General features: G+C 67.8%; 10 protein-coding genes and 1 pseudogene. 6 read left to right on the top strand and 5 right to left on the bottom strand.

The features are described from left to right. The first annotated feature begins 710 nt into the window (after positions 1 to 710). The 5 genes from M8I34_RS20495 (at position 711) to M8I34_RS20475 (ending at position 9584) form a co-directional block, all read left to right on the top strand. Positions 711 to 1148 (top strand): hypothetical protein, encoded by a 438-nt coding sequence (locus M8I34_RS20495; protein ID WP_250050949.1) that lies wholly within the window; start codon positions 711 to 713, stop codon positions 1146 to 1148. Positions 1149 to 1303: 155 nt separating this feature from the next. Then, positions 1304 to 2836 carry a trypsin-like serine protease gene (locus M8I34_RS20490; protein ID WP_250050948.1) on the top strand — a complete coding sequence of 511 codons (1533 nt, stop codon included), beginning with the start codon at positions 1304 to 1306 and terminating at the stop codon, positions 2834 to 2836. Positions 2837 to 3153: 317 nt separating this feature from the next. Next, positions 3154 to 4878 carry a serine protease gene (locus tag M8I34_RS20485; protein ID WP_250050942.1) on the top strand — a complete coding sequence of 575 codons (1725 nt, stop codon included), beginning with the start codon at positions 3154 to 3156 and terminating at the stop codon, positions 4876 to 4878. A 458-nt stretch (positions 4879 to 5336) separates the two neighbouring features. Further along, positions 5337 to 9224 carry a polymorphic toxin-type HINT domain-containing protein gene (locus tag M8I34_RS20480; protein WP_250050940.1) on the top strand — a complete coding sequence of 1296 codons (3888 nt, stop codon included), beginning with the start codon at positions 5337 to 5339 and terminating at the stop codon, positions 9222 to 9224. A gap of 15 nt (positions 9225 to 9239) precedes the next feature. Further along, positions 9240 to 9584, top strand: coding sequence for a hypothetical protein (locus tag M8I34_RS20475; protein ID WP_250050938.1), 345 nt, complete (start codon positions 9240 to 9242; stop codon positions 9582 to 9584). Between the two features lie 412 nt (positions 9585 to 9996). On the opposite strand, the pseudogene M8I34_RS20470 reads toward M8I34_RS20475, so the two are convergent. From M8I34_RS20470 to M8I34_RS20455, 3 genes and pseudogenes are all read right to left on the bottom strand, one after another. After that, positions 9997 to 10956, bottom strand: a pseudogene (locus tag M8I34_RS20470) (substrate-binding domain-containing protein); the annotation flags it as partial. 673 nt (positions 10957 to 11629) lie between these two features. Then, positions 11630 to 12073, bottom strand: coding sequence for a hypothetical protein (locus M8I34_RS20460; RefSeq protein ID WP_374210947.1), 444 nt, complete (start codon positions 12071 to 12073; stop codon positions 11630 to 11632). Positions 12074 to 12163: 90 nt separating this feature from the next. After that, the gene (locus tag M8I34_RS20455; RefSeq protein WP_250050935.1) at positions 12164 to 13876 is read right to left on the bottom strand and encodes a relaxase/mobilization nuclease domain-containing protein; all 1713 of its coding nucleotides are present in this window, start codon (positions 13874 to 13876) and stop codon (positions 12164 to 12166) included. Positions 13877 to 13960: 84 nt separating this feature from the next. Between M8I34_RS20455 and M8I34_RS20450 the strand changes: the two genes are divergently transcribed. Next, positions 13961 to 14455, top strand: coding sequence for a hypothetical protein (locus tag M8I34_RS20450; protein ID WP_250050933.1), 495 nt, complete (start codon positions 13961 to 13963; stop codon positions 14453 to 14455). On the opposite strand, the gene mobC is transcribed toward M8I34_RS20450, so the two are convergent. Continuing rightward, on the bottom strand, positions 14456 to 14953 hold the full coding sequence (mobC, locus tag M8I34_RS20445) for a plasmid mobilization relaxosome protein MobC (RefSeq protein WP_250050931.1): 498 nt from the start codon (positions 14951 to 14953) through the stop codon (positions 14456 to 14458). It lies immediately after the preceding gene. A 131-nt stretch (positions 14954 to 15084) separates the two neighbouring features. Further along, positions 15085 to 15315, bottom strand: a 231-nt coding sequence (locus M8I34_RS20440) for a hypothetical protein (protein WP_250050929.1), incomplete at its 5' end; no start/stop codon positions are given.

Here is a 15315-nt window from a genome sequence, read left to right as displayed (position 1 = left end):
CCCACGGCAGAGTGCGAAGACCCGCCCTTTGCCCGTCGGCACGGGCGTAGCCCGGCTACTTCCTGAGCTGGCCCGCGACGCGATCACCGTCCAAGCTGTCCGCTCACTGCCCGATCAGACGCTCGCTAGCCCGGCAACCCCGAGAGGGTTGGCCGGGCTCCAGGCTTTGGGCGCCCACTGAATCGCTCGTGGGGGCCGCGGTATTTCGGTCCAGGTGTTCTGGTGACGCGCCGGTGCCCCCGGCCTCATGGTCGGGGGCACCGGCATACGGCACGTCAGCGGGTTGCTGCCGCCTTGGCGAGGGCCTCGTCGACGTGCTGGTCGACCAGCGCCGGCGAGCCGGAGACGATGACCAGCACGCTGCCGTCTCGGATCGCGGTCTGCTATGCCGTCCAGCCCTGGCACTCCTCACTCACCCGCCCCAGACCTTCCCCACGCGCTCCCCAGCATCGTCCTGGTAAGCCCGTTTGGGCAACAGAGGCAGGCCCGTGCGGACGCGCATCGGGGGTGAGTGAGTGGGCGGAAGTGGCCAACCGTCGGCGCGAATGCGACATGGATGCGTTCACATGTTCCTTACATATGCTTTACTTCTTCACTGCAACGACACATGTCGACATCCACCCCTTTGAACGGAAGAAGCCGTGGCGACACCTCATGCCCGAAAGGCGCTGTTAGCCAGCTTTGTTGGCGCACTGTCAGTGTCGGCAGTGATGACCGGTCTGACCTTCGCGCAGGCCGCCCCACAGGACGACCCGCCTCCCGCGACCGCCACCGAAATACCCTCCGCGGTCGAGGACTTCAGCTACCCGAACGCCGCGCGGATCCTTCAGGATCAGAAGATCGCCCTGAAGCGGGGCGACGGTCACATCACGCTGACCGGTTGCGACTCCGCCCACGACATCATGGTCAAGTCCCGTACCGGTCAGATGGATTACTGCTTCGCGGTCCGTGGTACCAAGGGCTACCTGACCATGGAACTGGCCGACGCCTTCGGTATGTGGACCATGGGGCACCCGGTGCAGGCCACGATCACCGCGGATGGCAAGGAAACCGTCATCAACGCGCCCAAGAACGACTACAAGCCGTTGGGCGAGGCCGGCAACTCCGAGAAGCGCTCGGTCCTTCTGGAGCTTCGCGTCACCAGCTGACGCCGTCCCGCGGCAAACCTCCGGACAACAGTGGGCAGGGGCACGCTGTTGAGCGGGCCCGGAACTGTGCCCCTCCCCGATCGAACAGGAAAGTGCCAGTGATGGGCAGACGTTCGCGCGCCGCGTGGATATCAGGATTATTCGCAGCCTCCCTCATGACGAACGTGCCGGCCTACGCAGTGGCCGGTGGAACCGCCACCCCGGGCGGGGCCTACACGTTCGCCGTGAAGCTCGACATCGGTGACGGCAAGCGCAGCTGCTCGGGCGCGCTGGTGGACAAGCAGTGGGTGCTCACCGCAGCCGGCTGCTTCGCCGACGACCCCAAGAACCCGAAGGTCACCGAGGGCGCGCCGAAGTGGAAGACCACGGCGACCGTCGGCCGTACCGACCTGACCGGGACGGGAGGAACCGTCACGGACGTCACCCAGGTGGTGCCCTACGCGGGACGGGATGTGGTGATGGCCCAGCTGGCCAAGCCGGTCAGCGGTGTCACGCCTGTGGCCGTCGCCTCGGCTCCTCCCACGCAGGGTGAGGAGCTGAAGGTCATCGGGTTCGGCCGCACCAAGACCGAGTGGGTCCCCGACAAGCTGCACGCGGCCGCCTTCACGGTGGACGCGGTGCAGGACGGGAAGCTGGAGATCACCGGCAAGAGCGCGGCGGTGTGCAAGGGCGACACCGGCGGCCCGGCGCTGCGCGAGAGCGGCGGCCGGGTCGAGCTGGTCGCCGTCAACAGCACGTCCTGGCAGGGTGGTTGTCTGGGCACGGATCCGGCCGAGACCCGCACCGGTGCCGTCGACGCCTGGGTGGATGACCTCGCTGCCTGGGTGCGGCAGGTCCGCTACCGGCCGGTCTTCGCCGGCGCGCCGTGGGAGAAGGCCACCCACATCGCCTCGGGCTACTTCACCGGCGGCTCGGCCGGCGGCACGCGGCACATGGACATGATCGTGCGCTGGAACGACGCGGAGGTCACCCTCTACCAGGGCGCCGACGACAAGGACCCCCGCCACCCCTTCGCCGCCGAGTACCAGTTGGCCGAGCCGCCGAAGGCGGGCAAGACGAGCATCTGGCAGCACGCCAAGCAGATCACCGGCGCGAGCTTCGGCGGCGGCACCGACGGGCTGGTGGTGCGCTGGGGCGACGGGGAGCTGACCCAGTACACCCACGTCGACGCCAAGGGCTTCCACGGCGAGAAGCAGCTCGCCAAGGCCAAGAACACTCTCTGGCCGCACGCCACGCAGATCACCGCGGGCCGCTACTCGGCCAACCAGCAGCGTGACGACCTGCTCGTGACCTGGGATGACGGCCGCGTCACCCTCCACCCTGACCTGGGCACCAACGGCGTGGACAAGGCACAGAAGGTGCTCGTCAACAAGAACACCACCTGGACGCACGCCACCCAGATCAGCGCCGGGGAGTTCACCGGCAAGAAGACCATGGACCTGCTGGTGCGGTGGTCGGACGGCGAGGCCACCCTCTACCCGGGCGTCGACACCGCGGGCCTCCACGGCGAGAGTCAGCTGTTCAAGCCGAAGACCGACTGGAACGACGCTGCCGTCCTCAACGCCGGCGCCTTCGTGGGCAACGAGCGGGTCCACGACGTGCTGGTGCGACGGGCGAACGGCGCGCTCAGCATCTACCCGGCAGTGGCCCCAGGGGGCAAGCCCAAGGAGGTCAAGATCGTCGGATGAGCCGGCGCCGCGTGATGCGGCGGCAGGGGAAGCTCCCCGCCGCGTCACGCGGCACCGTGGCACATCCCGGCGGCCCCGGCCCGGCCGATCCCCGCCTCCCCGTCCTCCCTGTTCCCCCGCCCGACACCGCAACGGAAAGCTCCATGAGACGCATACCGTGGATCCGCGCCGCCTTTATTGCGCTGTGCGCATCACTGGCCGTCACCGCCCCGTCGGCCGCGCTCCCCCTCGGGGGACCGGGTTCACCCGGAACCGGGCCCGGCCCGGCGAGCCCCACCACGGTTCCGCCAAGTACCGGGCACGATTCTGCGCACGGCGTGAGCAAGGAGCAGATCGATACGGCGCGACAGGCGCAGCGGTACTGGACGCCGGAGCGCATCCGTGCTGCCGTTCCGGTCGACGCCGAGCAGTCCCGTCAGCCCGATGCGAAGGCGCCGCCAGGAGCCGGACCGGCACGCAAGCGGTCCCTGGCGGGTGAGCCGTCCCACCAGATGCCGGAGGGGATCGCCACGGTCGGCGTGTTCTTGATCCGTGACACCGGTGGCTCGCCCACGCCGGATCAGTTCTGCACCGCCAGTGCGGTGGCTTCGCCGACCAAGAGCCTGGTCGTCACGGCGGCGCACTGCCTCATCGGCGACCATCGCCACCAGGAATTCGCGTTCGTGCCCGGCTACCGCACCGGAGCGTCGAAGGCCGGGCAGGCAGGAGAGAGCCCCTACGGGATCTTCCCGGTCCAGAAGGGCAAGATCTGGATCGATGCCCGCTACCGTGCTTCGACTCCCGACGACGATGTCGACTTCGCCTTCCTGGGCGTCGGCCCGAACACGCGAGGTCAGCTGCTGGAGGACTCCGTCGGACCGGGCAACGACCTGACATCCGTCCCCACGGCGCACCTCGCACGCAAGGCCGTGACGCTCGTCGGCTACCCCAGCGGCCAGAAGACCCCTCTTCAGTGCACCAATGACACCACCGCCTTCCAGGGCCGGTTCATGGAGATCAAGTGCGACGGCTTCCGCACCGGTGTCAGCGGCGGCCCGTTCCTGGAGAACTTCGACGGCCGGCGCGGCAGCCTCGTCGGTGTCATCGGCGGCTACAAGACCGGCGGCCTCTACGACCACACCAGCTACACCTCGCAATTCGACGAAGACGCCCTCCGGCTCTACCAGCAGGCCGTCACCGGCATGCCGACGGACCCCGACCCCGACCCCGGCACCGGCACATCCATGGGCTCCGCCGGTACCTGGACCCACGCCAGGGGCATGACCACTGGCCGCTTCCGCACCACCTCGGTACGCAACAACGTCAGCGACCTGATCGTGCGCTGGTCCGACGGTGAACTCTCCCTCTACCCGGGCAACGGCGCATACGGATTCGGCAAGGACATCCAGCTCGTCAAGGACAAGGCATGGCAGCAGGCCGCGGTCATCACCGCCGGCGACTTCACCGGTGACGCGGACTACGACCTCCTGGTCCGTTGGACCGACGGCAGGCTGACCCTCTACAAGGACGTCAACGAAAGCACCAAGCTGACGCACAAGGTGGAGCTCAAGGGCCCCAACGACACCTGGACCCACGCCAGCACCATGGCCGCCGGACGCTTCGGCGGCGGAAACACGCGCAGCGACGACCTCATGGTCACCTGGACCGACGGTGAAGTGACGCTCTACACCAACGTCGACGCCAAGGGTCTGCACGCCGAGAAGCAGCTCGTCACACCGCCCGACACCACCTGGCCGCACGCCCGGGACGTCGCAGCGGGCGACTTTGGCCCCGCAACGGGAGACCAGGACCTGTTCGTGCGCTGGAGCGACGGCGAGGTCACGGCCTACGAGAACATCGCCGCAGAAACCTTCACGCGCGAACACCGGCTGCTGCCCGCCAAGTCCCGCTGGCGCGACGCGCTGCTGGCCACCGCAGGCGCCTTCGGCGGCCCCGCCCGCCAGAACGACCTCGTCGCACTCTGGCCCGGAGGCAAACTCACCCTCCACCCCGACACCACCAGCGCGTCCGTACCCGCCGAACGCGTCCTTGTGAGCCCGTGAGCAGAAGGATCTGTGCGCTGCTGACGAGGTGACGGTGACTTCGACGTGCGTCGAGCAACTTGGCCTTCGACTACTGACCTGTTGAACCCAGCCAAGGCACAGGCCAGTTTCAGACCTCCTCCCTCGACACCAAGCTGGTGAAGGCACCATCCATGCCCCGGCGCCCTTCACCGGCGCCGTCAACACTTCGCGCTCTGCTCGCGAGCCGGGTGCCGGACCGGTAAGCAGATCCGCTTGCGTGGCCATCTGTCTACCCGCCCCTGATGCGCATCCGTGCGTGCTTCCCCTTTCGCTGAACGGGCTTACCGGGCGCTGGGGGTACTACCGATCGCTATGAAGGACAAGAGAGGACTGACCGGATGAGACCGAGACCGAGCGCAACGAGAGCCGCATGGCTCCTCAGAAGTGGCCCCTTATCCAGCAGAAGCGGACCGCCACGTCGTGGTGCCTGGGCCGTATTGCTGACCGCCTCGCTGGTGGCCGGACTCCTGGGGGCAGAGCCCGTCGTTGCGGCGGAGACCAACGACGACCTGCCTTACATGCGTGGTCTGGTCGTCCGGCTATGGATGGACGGCGGTACCGGGGTCAAGGAGGCGGCCGAGCAGGCGCTTGTCGGCTCGGGCCAGGATCTCAAGACGTTCCTCGACCAGAAGGACAGCATCGAGTTCGTCGACGACTACGTCGATGCGAGCCGGATCTTCAACGCCGGTGGTCCCGCGGTACGCGAGGCAGCCAAGAGCGCCTTGAAGAACAGCACTTCGGAGAAGCCCGAGGCGCTGCGGGCGTTTTTGAAGGATGGCTGGAAGGCTCCGCTGGAGGAGGACAGGCAGGTCGAGGTCTCCCGGGTCATCAACTTCGGGGGCAACGGGGTCAAGGACGCCGGCAAGGCAGCCTTGAAGGGCACCCCCGAAGACCGGGCGAAGTTCCTTGAGGAGGGGCAGTACACGGCGCGCGAGACGGACAACGAGGTCGAGGTCTCGCAGCTCGTCAACTCGGGCGGCCCGGCGGTCAAGGCGGCCGGAAAGGTCGCGCTCAAGGGCACGCCCGACGACATCGTCGAATTTCTCGAAGTAGGGCAGTTCGTCGCGCGCAACCGCGACCAGGAACATGCCACCATCGCCCAGCTGACCGCGCAGGCGACCTTGGCCGGGAAGCGGGCCAAGGAGGCGACGGAGAAGGCGCAGGAAGCCTCCACGCGTGCGATCGAGGCGTCGGATCTTGCCAAGGAAGCCGCGCTGAAGGCGGCGCGGGAGACCAACGCCGCCAAGAACGACTCCCAGCGGGCGGCCGTCAAGGCCAAGCAGGCTGCCGATGCGGCCCGGGCTGCCGCCGCCGCGTCGCAGACGGCCATCAGCGCGGCCAACGCTGCCAACCGCTCGGCCCGCATGGCCGCCTTCGCGGCGGCGCAGACCGCCGCGGCAGCCGCCAATGCCGCCGACGCGGCCAATGATGCCTACAACGCCTCTATCGCGGCCGCGTACAACGCGGGCCGGGCGGGCGAAGCCAGGGACATGGCGAAGAAGGCACGGGCGGCGGCCACCCTCGCAAGGACTTCCGTGGAGGCCGCCAAGGAGGCCGGCGCAGCCTCGCTGGCCGCGGGCGCCGCCGCAAAGGCTTCTCGCAGCGCCAGCGGCAACGCCAACGCCGCGGCGGACGCGGCCGATGAGGCCAACAACTACGCCGAGGCCGCGGGCGTCCACTCCGGTGAGGCCAGGGCGGCCGCCGCGGAGACCCGCCGCCACGCCAACGAGGCCGACCGTGCGGCCAACGCCGCCGAAGCCCTGGCACGCAAGTCCGCCAGTGCCGCTGACGAAGCACGTGAGGCGGCGGATTCCGCGGCCACGCATGCGGACAACGCCGCGACGGCCGCGGAGGAGGCCGCCAAGCACGCCGGTGAATCGGCCAAGGCGGCAGAGCAGGCAAAAAAGCATGCAGCCGCGGCCAAGAGGGCGGCGGAGGCGGCTGAGTCGGCGGCAGCGACCGCCAAGAAGGTCTTCAGCATCGCTCGTGAGGCCGAGGCGGAAGACCTCACCACCCGCACCGCTGCCGCCATCGAACGCGCCAGGTCTCACGCGGCACAGACCGCCTCTGTCACCTCCGCCTCCGCGGCGGGCCTGGTCGAGTCCCGTTCGCTGGACACCACGGCAGCCGAACTGGCCGCCGAGACTGACAAGCCCGACGCCGACACCAAGGCCATCGCCGCCAAGGGCCGCGCCCTCGCCCTCAAGGCGTTGAAGATCCGTGGTCCCTGGCACCAGGAGGCCGCCGCCAGAGCCCTGTCCGGCCTGGACGACGAAGTCCTGGAGTACCTGCGCACCGGGTGGAAGCAGGCCGCCCAGGAGGAGATCCGTGAGCAGGTCTCCCAGCTCAGCACACAAAGCCCCTACGAGGTCGTACGCAAGGGTGCTTCAGAAGCGCTGAAGGGATCCGATCAGCAGGTCAGCGATTTCTACACGGCCGGTCAGTACGACGTGGCCGTCACCGACTACGCCGTGCGCGTCTCGCAGATCAACAACGCCGGCGGCCCCGGTGTGAAGGAGGCGTCCAAGGCCGCACTGGCCAACGGCAAGGGCAAGGTGCTCGCCGCGTTCATCAGCAACGGCCAGTATGCGGCGCTGAACTCCGACGAGCAGGTCGACGCCTCCAAGCTCGTCAACGACGGCGGTCCGGAGATGAAGGCCGCGGCCAAAATCGCCCTGTCCGATTCCGCTGATCAGCTGCACGACTTCGTCCAGGTCGGCCAGTACATGGCCGACCGCAAGGACAAACTCGCCAGCACCCACATCGCCCAGATGCAGCGGCTGATCGCCGAAGCCTCCGGAGTGGCGGCCAAGGCACGGCAGAACAGCTGGAAGGCGGCAGAAGCCGCCGCCAAGGCCATCGACGCCAAGGACGAGGCCGCCAAGGCCGCGGACGGGGCGAAGAAGTCCGCCAACCTCGCCAAACAGTACGCCGACGACGCCGACGAGTCAGCTACCAGCGCCGAGAACAGCGCGGCCCAGGCGGCCACGTCCGCCAAGACCGCACGCACCGCGGCCAATGCCGCCGACCACGATGCCGCCGATGCCGAAAGCTCCGCAGCCCAGGCGGAGTTCTCTGCCAACTACGCGCGCTATTCGGCCATCTTCGCCACTTCGGCGGCCGACGACGCCCGTGCCGCCGCACTCGACGCCGGCAAGAGCAGCAAGGAAGCCAACACCCTCGCTACCCAGGCATGGACGGAGGTGAAGAAGAAGCGCGAGAGCGAGGTAGCCGAAGCACGCCGCAAGGCCGAAGAAGCCCGCAAGGAACAGGAGAAGCAGAAAGCTGCGAAAAAACACCACTGTGTCTCTCACACCAGCAACGAAATAGCCGGGCTCCTGCCCTGCGTCCTCTCCGGCGGCGACGTCACTCCCGTCATCGACCCCACCCTCACCGCCGTGGTATGGGAAATCACCGGCCTCAACGACCTCAGGGAGTGCATCAAAAACCCCAACTTCGGAGCCTGCACCGCCTTCGCCATCTCCGTCCTCCCCATCGGCAAGGTCAAGCTCCTCAAGAAGCTCGGCGAAGGTATCGAAGACATCGCTGAAAGCTCACGGGTCGCGAAAAAGACGAAGTGCTTCAAGTGCTTCCTCGCCGGCACCAAAGTGCTCATGGCAGACCACTCGACGAAGAACATCGAGTCGGTGCGGGTCGGTGACCAGGTACTCGCCACCGATCCGGTCAGCGGCCGCACTGGGAAGCGCACGGTCACCGGCCTCATCGTCACGGAACACGACAAAAACTTCAACGAACTCACCATCGCCACCCCCCAGGGCAACCGCCACCTCACCGCCACCAACGAGCATCCCTTCTGGTCACCATCGCAGAACGCATGGACCGAAGCCGCCCACTTGCGTCCCGGCATGACACTGCGAACCGTCGATGGCAGCGCGGTCACGGTCAAGGGCAACCGCCCCTTCAGACAGAACGCCAGGACGTACAACCTGACGGTCGACAACCTGCACACGTACTATGTACTCGCCGGTAGAGTGCCCGTACTGGTGCACAATTCGGGATTGTGCCCCGAGAAGATCGACGACGTCTTCCATAACCCCAGCGGCAGATCTTCTCAGGATCAGTTTGAATACCACTGGGACAAGCATGCAAAGGGGCGCGGTGTCACGCGTGAGCAGTACCTCCAGGATGCGCAAGACTGGGCGACGGGAATTGCCCAGCCAGGCGGGAAGAGGGGGCTCAACGCCAGCTTGGAGACGCTGGCGGACGGTGCGCGTGGGATAAAATACGTGGACCCCCAGACGGGTAAGGGCGGGATCATCGGCCCCGGCGGCAAGGCCGTAACCTTCTGGTATGGCGCCGACTAATGAGAGGACGAGTCGTTGTCGGATTTCATGGAGAGCTACGCCCTCTGGCGATCCTTGCCGTTTCCCGGGCTACGCCGCGGTGAGAATCTGTTGCGCGCAGGAGAGAACCTTGCACTCATTCATGGCGACCTAGCTCTCGCCGACGAACATGTGACCCAGGTGATCCTTTTTGTCGATGAGGGGATATTTAGGCCGAGCCGGGCGGACGTCCTGGGGTTGCTTGAAGGGGTCATCTCTCGCCTGGAGCGATTCGGCGAAAGCGTGGCTGTCGAAGAGCGAGAAGTTGTCGACGCCCATTATCGATATGCAGTTCTGCTGCATCAAATCTATGCAGAATTTCTGCGCATAGGGGCTCCGTAGCTCGTCACCTGACCTGGAAGGGAATAACGATGAGCCGCCCACACGTGTGGGCGGCTCATCGCTTCTGTTGGAGTCTTTGTGCGCGCGACGCGGTTGCAGGTCGTGTCGGTGAACTTCCCGTCTCTCCAAGTCGAAAACTGATCTCTGACGCGAAGCTTGGTCGCCCAGCGAGGGGGATTCCCTGTCGATAACGGCCAGCAATAACACAGAGGCCCCACCGGAATGATGTCCCGGTGGGGCCTCTGTGGTGTCTGACGGCAGTAGTTGACGGGGCCGAGTCATCCCTGAGATCAGCGATTTCGCGGGAATCCGGTACTACCAGCGCTTGCGCAGGCTTGCTTTGCTTGTCGCGGGGAGTCTCGACGACGCCGAGTGAGAGGCTTTGCCAGCGTGGTGGTTCCGGGGACAGCCCTTAGCCACCCCAGATCTTCAGGTACGCCGCGCGGTAGCCGGGTGGATCCCAGGTCGTTTCCCCGTGGCTGTTGGCTGCTGTGGAGAGGTGTACGGGGGCGACGTAGCCGCTGGCGGGGGTGCCGGAGAAGGTGCGGTTGAGTTCGTCGAGGATCTGCCAGCCCTGCTGGGCGAAGGGCTCGGGGATGGTGGCCGCCTGGAACTGTCTGCTGTTGATGCGTTGGAAGGCGGAGGGGTCGCCGTCGCCCGCGCCGATGTTGTAGGGGGCGGCGCCGCCCTTCTTGCGGGCCGCGCGCAGGGCCGGGGCGGCATCGGCGAAGTACACGTCGTTGATGGCGGCGGAGTGGGTCCAGCCGTCCCGGAAGCGGGAGAGGAGTGCGGAGACCTCCTGCGGGGTGCGGCTGCTGGTGTCCGAGATCGGGATGTTCTCCTCCGCCAGCAGCCGTACGCCCGAGCAGGCGGCGAGTCCTTTCTCGATGAGTTCGGACTTGTGCCGGGCGAACGGGATCGAGGCGTCGGTGAACACGACGACTCCGGCATGGCCGCGGGAGTGCGCGATGACCCAGTCCGCGCTGATCTTCGCCACGTCCTGGACGTTGGTGGTGATGTTGCTGAAGAGCGCGGGGTCCTTGCTCGGGCCGGGGTTGTCGACCGCGTGCCAGCCGATGAGCGGGAGGTGCTCCGCTCGGGCCTTGGCGACCTGTTGCGACGTCAGACGCGGGTCGAAGCCGCCGATGACGATGCCCGAGGGACGCAGGGCGAGGGCCTGGCTGAAGGCCGCTTGGATCCCGGCGGGAGTGCCCTGACCGTCGATCACCCGGACGTTCCAGCCGATGGCCTTCGCGGCTTCCCACACGCCCTTCGCGGCGCCTGCGACGCCGGGGTTGGTCATGGTCTGCGCGACATAGACGATCCTCTTGCCGGAAACCGCCGCGGGTCCGGTGGTGGGGCCGTCCCAGGTGGTGCGGATCTTCACCACGGTGTCGCGCCCATCGGCGGAAAAGGTCAGGAGCTGACTCCAGCGCTCGTCTCCGAGCTCGGGCGCGGTCATCTTCTGCGTGGTCACGTCGACCTTCGTGCTGCCGACGAGGACCTGGTACTGCGGGCAGCCGATCATGGCCTCGAAGATCCGGCCGGTGCCGGTCGAGAGCTTCCCCGCGGTGTCGCTGTACAACTCCTCGGAGACCTCCGAGTTGCTGCTGGCTGTGTAGGCGAAGGTGGCCTTCGCCTTGTGCGAGAAGGCAAGCGAGCCGCCCATGGCCGCGTCACCGCCCAGGTCGTTCAAGGCGGGACAGCCGAGAACGGAGACGTCGTCGTGCTGGGTGGGACGCTCGGGCTTGCGGGCGTAGCCGCTACCGAGGTCGCTCCCGTCGAGCAGGCGCGTCCTCAGCGCGGTCGACGCCAACAGCGCACCGTGTCCAGCATGGGCCGGCTCACCGCCGTGGGCGGAGGAGGGAGTGGCCGGCTTGGCCCCGGTGCTGGTGGTCGAGCAGGCGGGCAGGGCGAGGAGAGCAGCAGCGGTGAAGCTGATGGCGGCGACGATGCGAACGCGCATGGTGGAACTGACCCCTTGGTGCTAGGTGACGGGAGGTCAGTACGGGCTCGGGGGCCCGGTGGGGTCGTAGGAGTGGGGGTCAGTGGCCGAGGTGCCGCAGGCAGTCCTCGAACGTCGCATGTGTCGCGTCAGCGGGCCCAGCATGACGGTTGTACCAGGCCGTGTCGAGGCGCGTCTCCTGCTGCTGGTGCCCCTGGCGACACCGCAGCCAGATCTGGTCGCGGGTGGAGAGGATGAGCCAGTCCCGGTACGTACCGCACTCGACGCAGGCGACCATATCTCCGTCGAAGACGAGCGGCTGCGGCCAGGGCGTCATTCGCCCGGCGAGCTGGTCGTGGCTCAAGACGCGCAGCTCCGGCGGGAGGAAGTCATCCACGACCGACGCCGGCTCGCAGGGCTGTGGTTCGGCCGGCACTCGTTCGGCCTCTGGGGGCACCAGGCCCTCCAGCTGCGCCCATGCCTCGTCATGCAGGCGCCGCATCTCGTTTGTCTCCGCACGGCGGCGGCGTATCCGGTGAAACACCGTGGGGCCCTCCCTCGTCGTGTCCTGCTCGCTTCATGATCGTGCCTCAAGTCCCTGACCTGCTTCAATTCACAAAATCCACAGTCGCTGTCATCTGCGCCGGTGCCCGGACCGTCCCGGTGCCCGCTGTCCTGCCGGGTGTGGCGAGCGCTCTGCTGCGTGCGCGTCGGCCGTGCCACTGGTGTCGGCGGGCAGGTCCGCGGTCTGGCGCAGCCGCCAGACGAGGACGTCCGCGACGGAGTCTGCGGTGCCGAGTTCCCGTCGCCCGGCGGCGTTGGTGAGGAGGCTTGCCGGGTCGTGGCCGGCGGCTTCGGCGTCGGCGAGGGTGGCAGCGAGCGCGTACCATCCGGGCTCGGCCAGGATCTGTTCCGCCAGCTCCGGCAGCGCTTGGCGCAGCACCGACGTCTGCCGCTGGACCAGAGGGCTGGCCAGGCGCCTGCCGCGCTGGTAGAGCGTGCCAAGGGGGTGGGCAGCGGCGGCCTGGTAGGCAGAGCGCAGGTGCTCGGCGGCCTGGCGGGCGGCTTCGGCCTGCTGAGCGTGGCCCTTCTTGGCGTGCCAGTGCATGGCGGCGGTGATGAGGAAGACCAGCACGTCGATCGCCATCGCGGTCGTGGCGCCGTCTTCGCCTCGGCCGAGGGCGGGGCCGCCGTTGACGAGGTCGCGGGCGGCCTGCCGCAGAGCCCGGTCGTGCCCGCGTTCGGCGCGGATGTGAGAGCGGGAGGCTCGTTCGAACTCGAAGGCAGCGTCGCGCAGTTCATGGCGGGTGTGGGCGGCGGAGGTCTTCGCGAGCGCGTCCAGGACCTCGCCGGTCGCCGCGATGTGTGCTGCGGCGACCGCATCGTCGCCCTGCTCGACGATCGGGAGCGCTGCCCAGGCGGCCGATGCGGTCCGGCGACGCGCGGCAGAGGGGTTGTTGTCCGGGGTCGCACGGCCGGGAGTCTCTGGCGAGGGAGCCGGGTCAGGGTGGTCGGCGGACCAGCGTTCCCGGATCCGGGGCAGGGACAGGTCGGGGGCGAGGCGCACGCCGGGGTAGAACACGGGCTCGTCGTCCTTGTTGCGGTCGTCGGGCAGGGCGACCTTGTAGCCGAGCAGGTCGCCGGAGGGCGCTACGCGCTTGCGGACCAGAAGGCCGGCGGCGGTCAGCCGGTCGAAGAACTCCGTCTCGCCCGCCGCGCCGGCGACCGCGCGGCGCACGGTTTCGCGCAGCTCTTCTCGTGCGGTGCGCTCGCGGCCCTGCCTCTCGGCCTTGTGGCGCTCGGCGCTGGTGGGACGCTTCGCTGCGGTGCCGTCGCCCTTGTTGAGGCGGCGCAGGTCCAACTCGACTTCCAAGGCACGGGCTTCGTCCTGGACGCGGATGGCGTCGTTGTTGAGGTCGGGGCGGTAGCCGTCCTCGCGTACGAGGGTGGCGACGATGTGGATGTGGTTGTCGGCGTGCCGGACGGCTGCCCACCGGCATCCCGCGACCTGCTCCGGGTCGTCGATGCCCGCGGCGGCGACCATGCGGCGGGCGACGTCGCCCCACTCCTCGTCGCTCAGGATCCGGTCGTCGGGCCCGTTGCGGACGGACAGGTGCCACACATGGCGCTTGGGGCGTTCCGCCTCGTCGATGTTCTCGACCGGTTGATCCAGGAGCTGTTGGAGCTGCTTGAGGGTGGCAGTGCCATCCCGTCCGGGGTCGGGTGCGAGGTGGTCCCAGGAGGCCACCAGGTGCGGGTCGATGTGCTCCTCGAACTTGCCCGGCCCGTACAGGTAGTAGAGGAGGCCGATGGTGCGCTGCCCGCGCTTCTGAATCCGGGGAATCATGCTGCTGTCCTCAACCGATTGATCAACTGGGATGGCCAGCGGGAAGGAGGCGTTCCACGTACCGGCGGCGGGAAAACCCGACGTATGAGCTGGATGTCGCCGCTTGTCGCACTGCTGGGAGTCTTGCTTGGGGCCGGCGCGACGGCGATGGCGGATCGTCGCCGGTGGCGCCGGGAGGCGGTCACGCGCCTGCTGGAGCTACGTACGGAGCTGTACGCCGAGTACCTGGTAGCGATGGAGGAAACGGGGAGGGACCTCCTGCGCGTGCTGCGGACCACGGCAGCCGAGGAGCGCGAGACGTCTGCCGACGCGGCGTTCGCCGGCTTCAACCTTGGGGGCACACGGCAGCGGATCCACGTCCTGGCTCCGCTCGACGTCGTTCGGGCGGCCGACGAGATCTTTCGGGCTCTACGACGTGCCCGCGACTACGTCGCGACTGCCGACCCACGGGACACTCCAGGGCTCCTCGCCCTCAAGGACGAGGTCGGAATGCTGCGCGACCGCTTCCAGGAAGGGGTCAGACGCGACGTCTGCGGCCTGCTGGCCGGCAACGCCTCATGGTCTGGACGAGTCGATTGATCAATCCTGTGCAAGCATCCGGTCGGTGACTGCCTGCACGCGGGCGACCGCCCGCTGAACGGCCGAAACGACGGCGTCGAGTTCCGCAGGCTGTCCACCGCTATTGATGGCACGGGCGACTTGGTTCAAGTTGTTGCCGACCTGGCCGAGATGACGGCGTGCGGCGAACAGCTCGGCTATCAGGTCTCGGTGATCTGCGATGACCGCCGCGGTGTTCTCGGAGTCGTCGGCGGCAGCGAGACCTGCGCGTACGAGGAAGGCGGGCAGGCTCTTGCGTGACGTACGGGCTGCGGTGGTCAGCCGACGCCACTCGTTGTCGTTGAGACGGATGTTGCAGATGCGTGCGCGCTTGTTCTTCTGGGGGGAGCGCTTACGCGTGCTGGGTGCTGGAGTGGCGCTCGCGGGGCTTCGTGGCTCCTCCTCCACCCCTGGCTGCGACCCGTCCTCGGTCGCCGCCTGACGGTCCAGCGCCCCCCGGTGCTGGACCGCTCCCGCCACCCCTGGGGCGGGAGATGGCCATGCTGCCTTCCCCGACGGGGAAGAGTAGCTTGGCCGATAACTTGCTCGCCCCGAGACCGAGTTGAGGCCCCGAGACGGTTCCGGGGTGGAGGGGGACTCGTTCGGGTTCGTCACCGTTCACCGCCCCGCGTGTCGTCAATGATCTCCAGGATTTCGAGGACGAAGTCGAAAGCATCCTCTGTGTCGGTCAGGTGATGGATCTGGTGATCGGGTCCTATCTGGACGAACCACTGTCCTTCGGGGCCGTCGACTGCCGAGTGGATCAGTCCGTACCGCAGGAAGGTGTGCAGGAAAGCCCAGATCAAGCGGTCTTCGAACTGTTCGGGAGCGGTTGCGTGTGT

Origin of the sequence: Streptomyces sp. MCA2 (assembly GCF_023544705.1) — a bacterium.
GTDB lineage: Bacteria > Actinomycetota > Actinomycetes > Streptomycetales > Streptomycetaceae > Streptomyces > Streptomyces decoyicus.
Note: the sequence above shows the minus strand (reverse complement) of the source record. Positions and strands in the feature narration are given on the sequence as shown.

Excerpts from the sequence above, each read along its gene's own strand:
- M8I34_RS20495 (WP_250050949.1), top strand. The coding sequence starts at position 711 with ATGACCGGTCTGACCTTCGCGCAGGCCGCCCCACAGGACGACCCGCCT.
- M8I34_RS20455 (WP_250050935.1), bottom strand. The coding sequence starts at position 13,876 with ATGATTCCCCGGATTCAGAAGCGCGGGCAGCGCACCATCGGCCTCCTC.
- M8I34_RS20450 (WP_250050933.1), top strand. The coding sequence starts at position 13,961 with ATGAGCTGGATGTCGCCGCTTGTCGCACTGCTGGGAGTCTTGCTTGGG.
- M8I34_RS20490 (WP_250050948.1), top strand. The coding sequence starts at position 1,304 with ATGACGAACGTGCCGGCCTACGCAGTGGCCGGTGGAACCGCCACCCCG.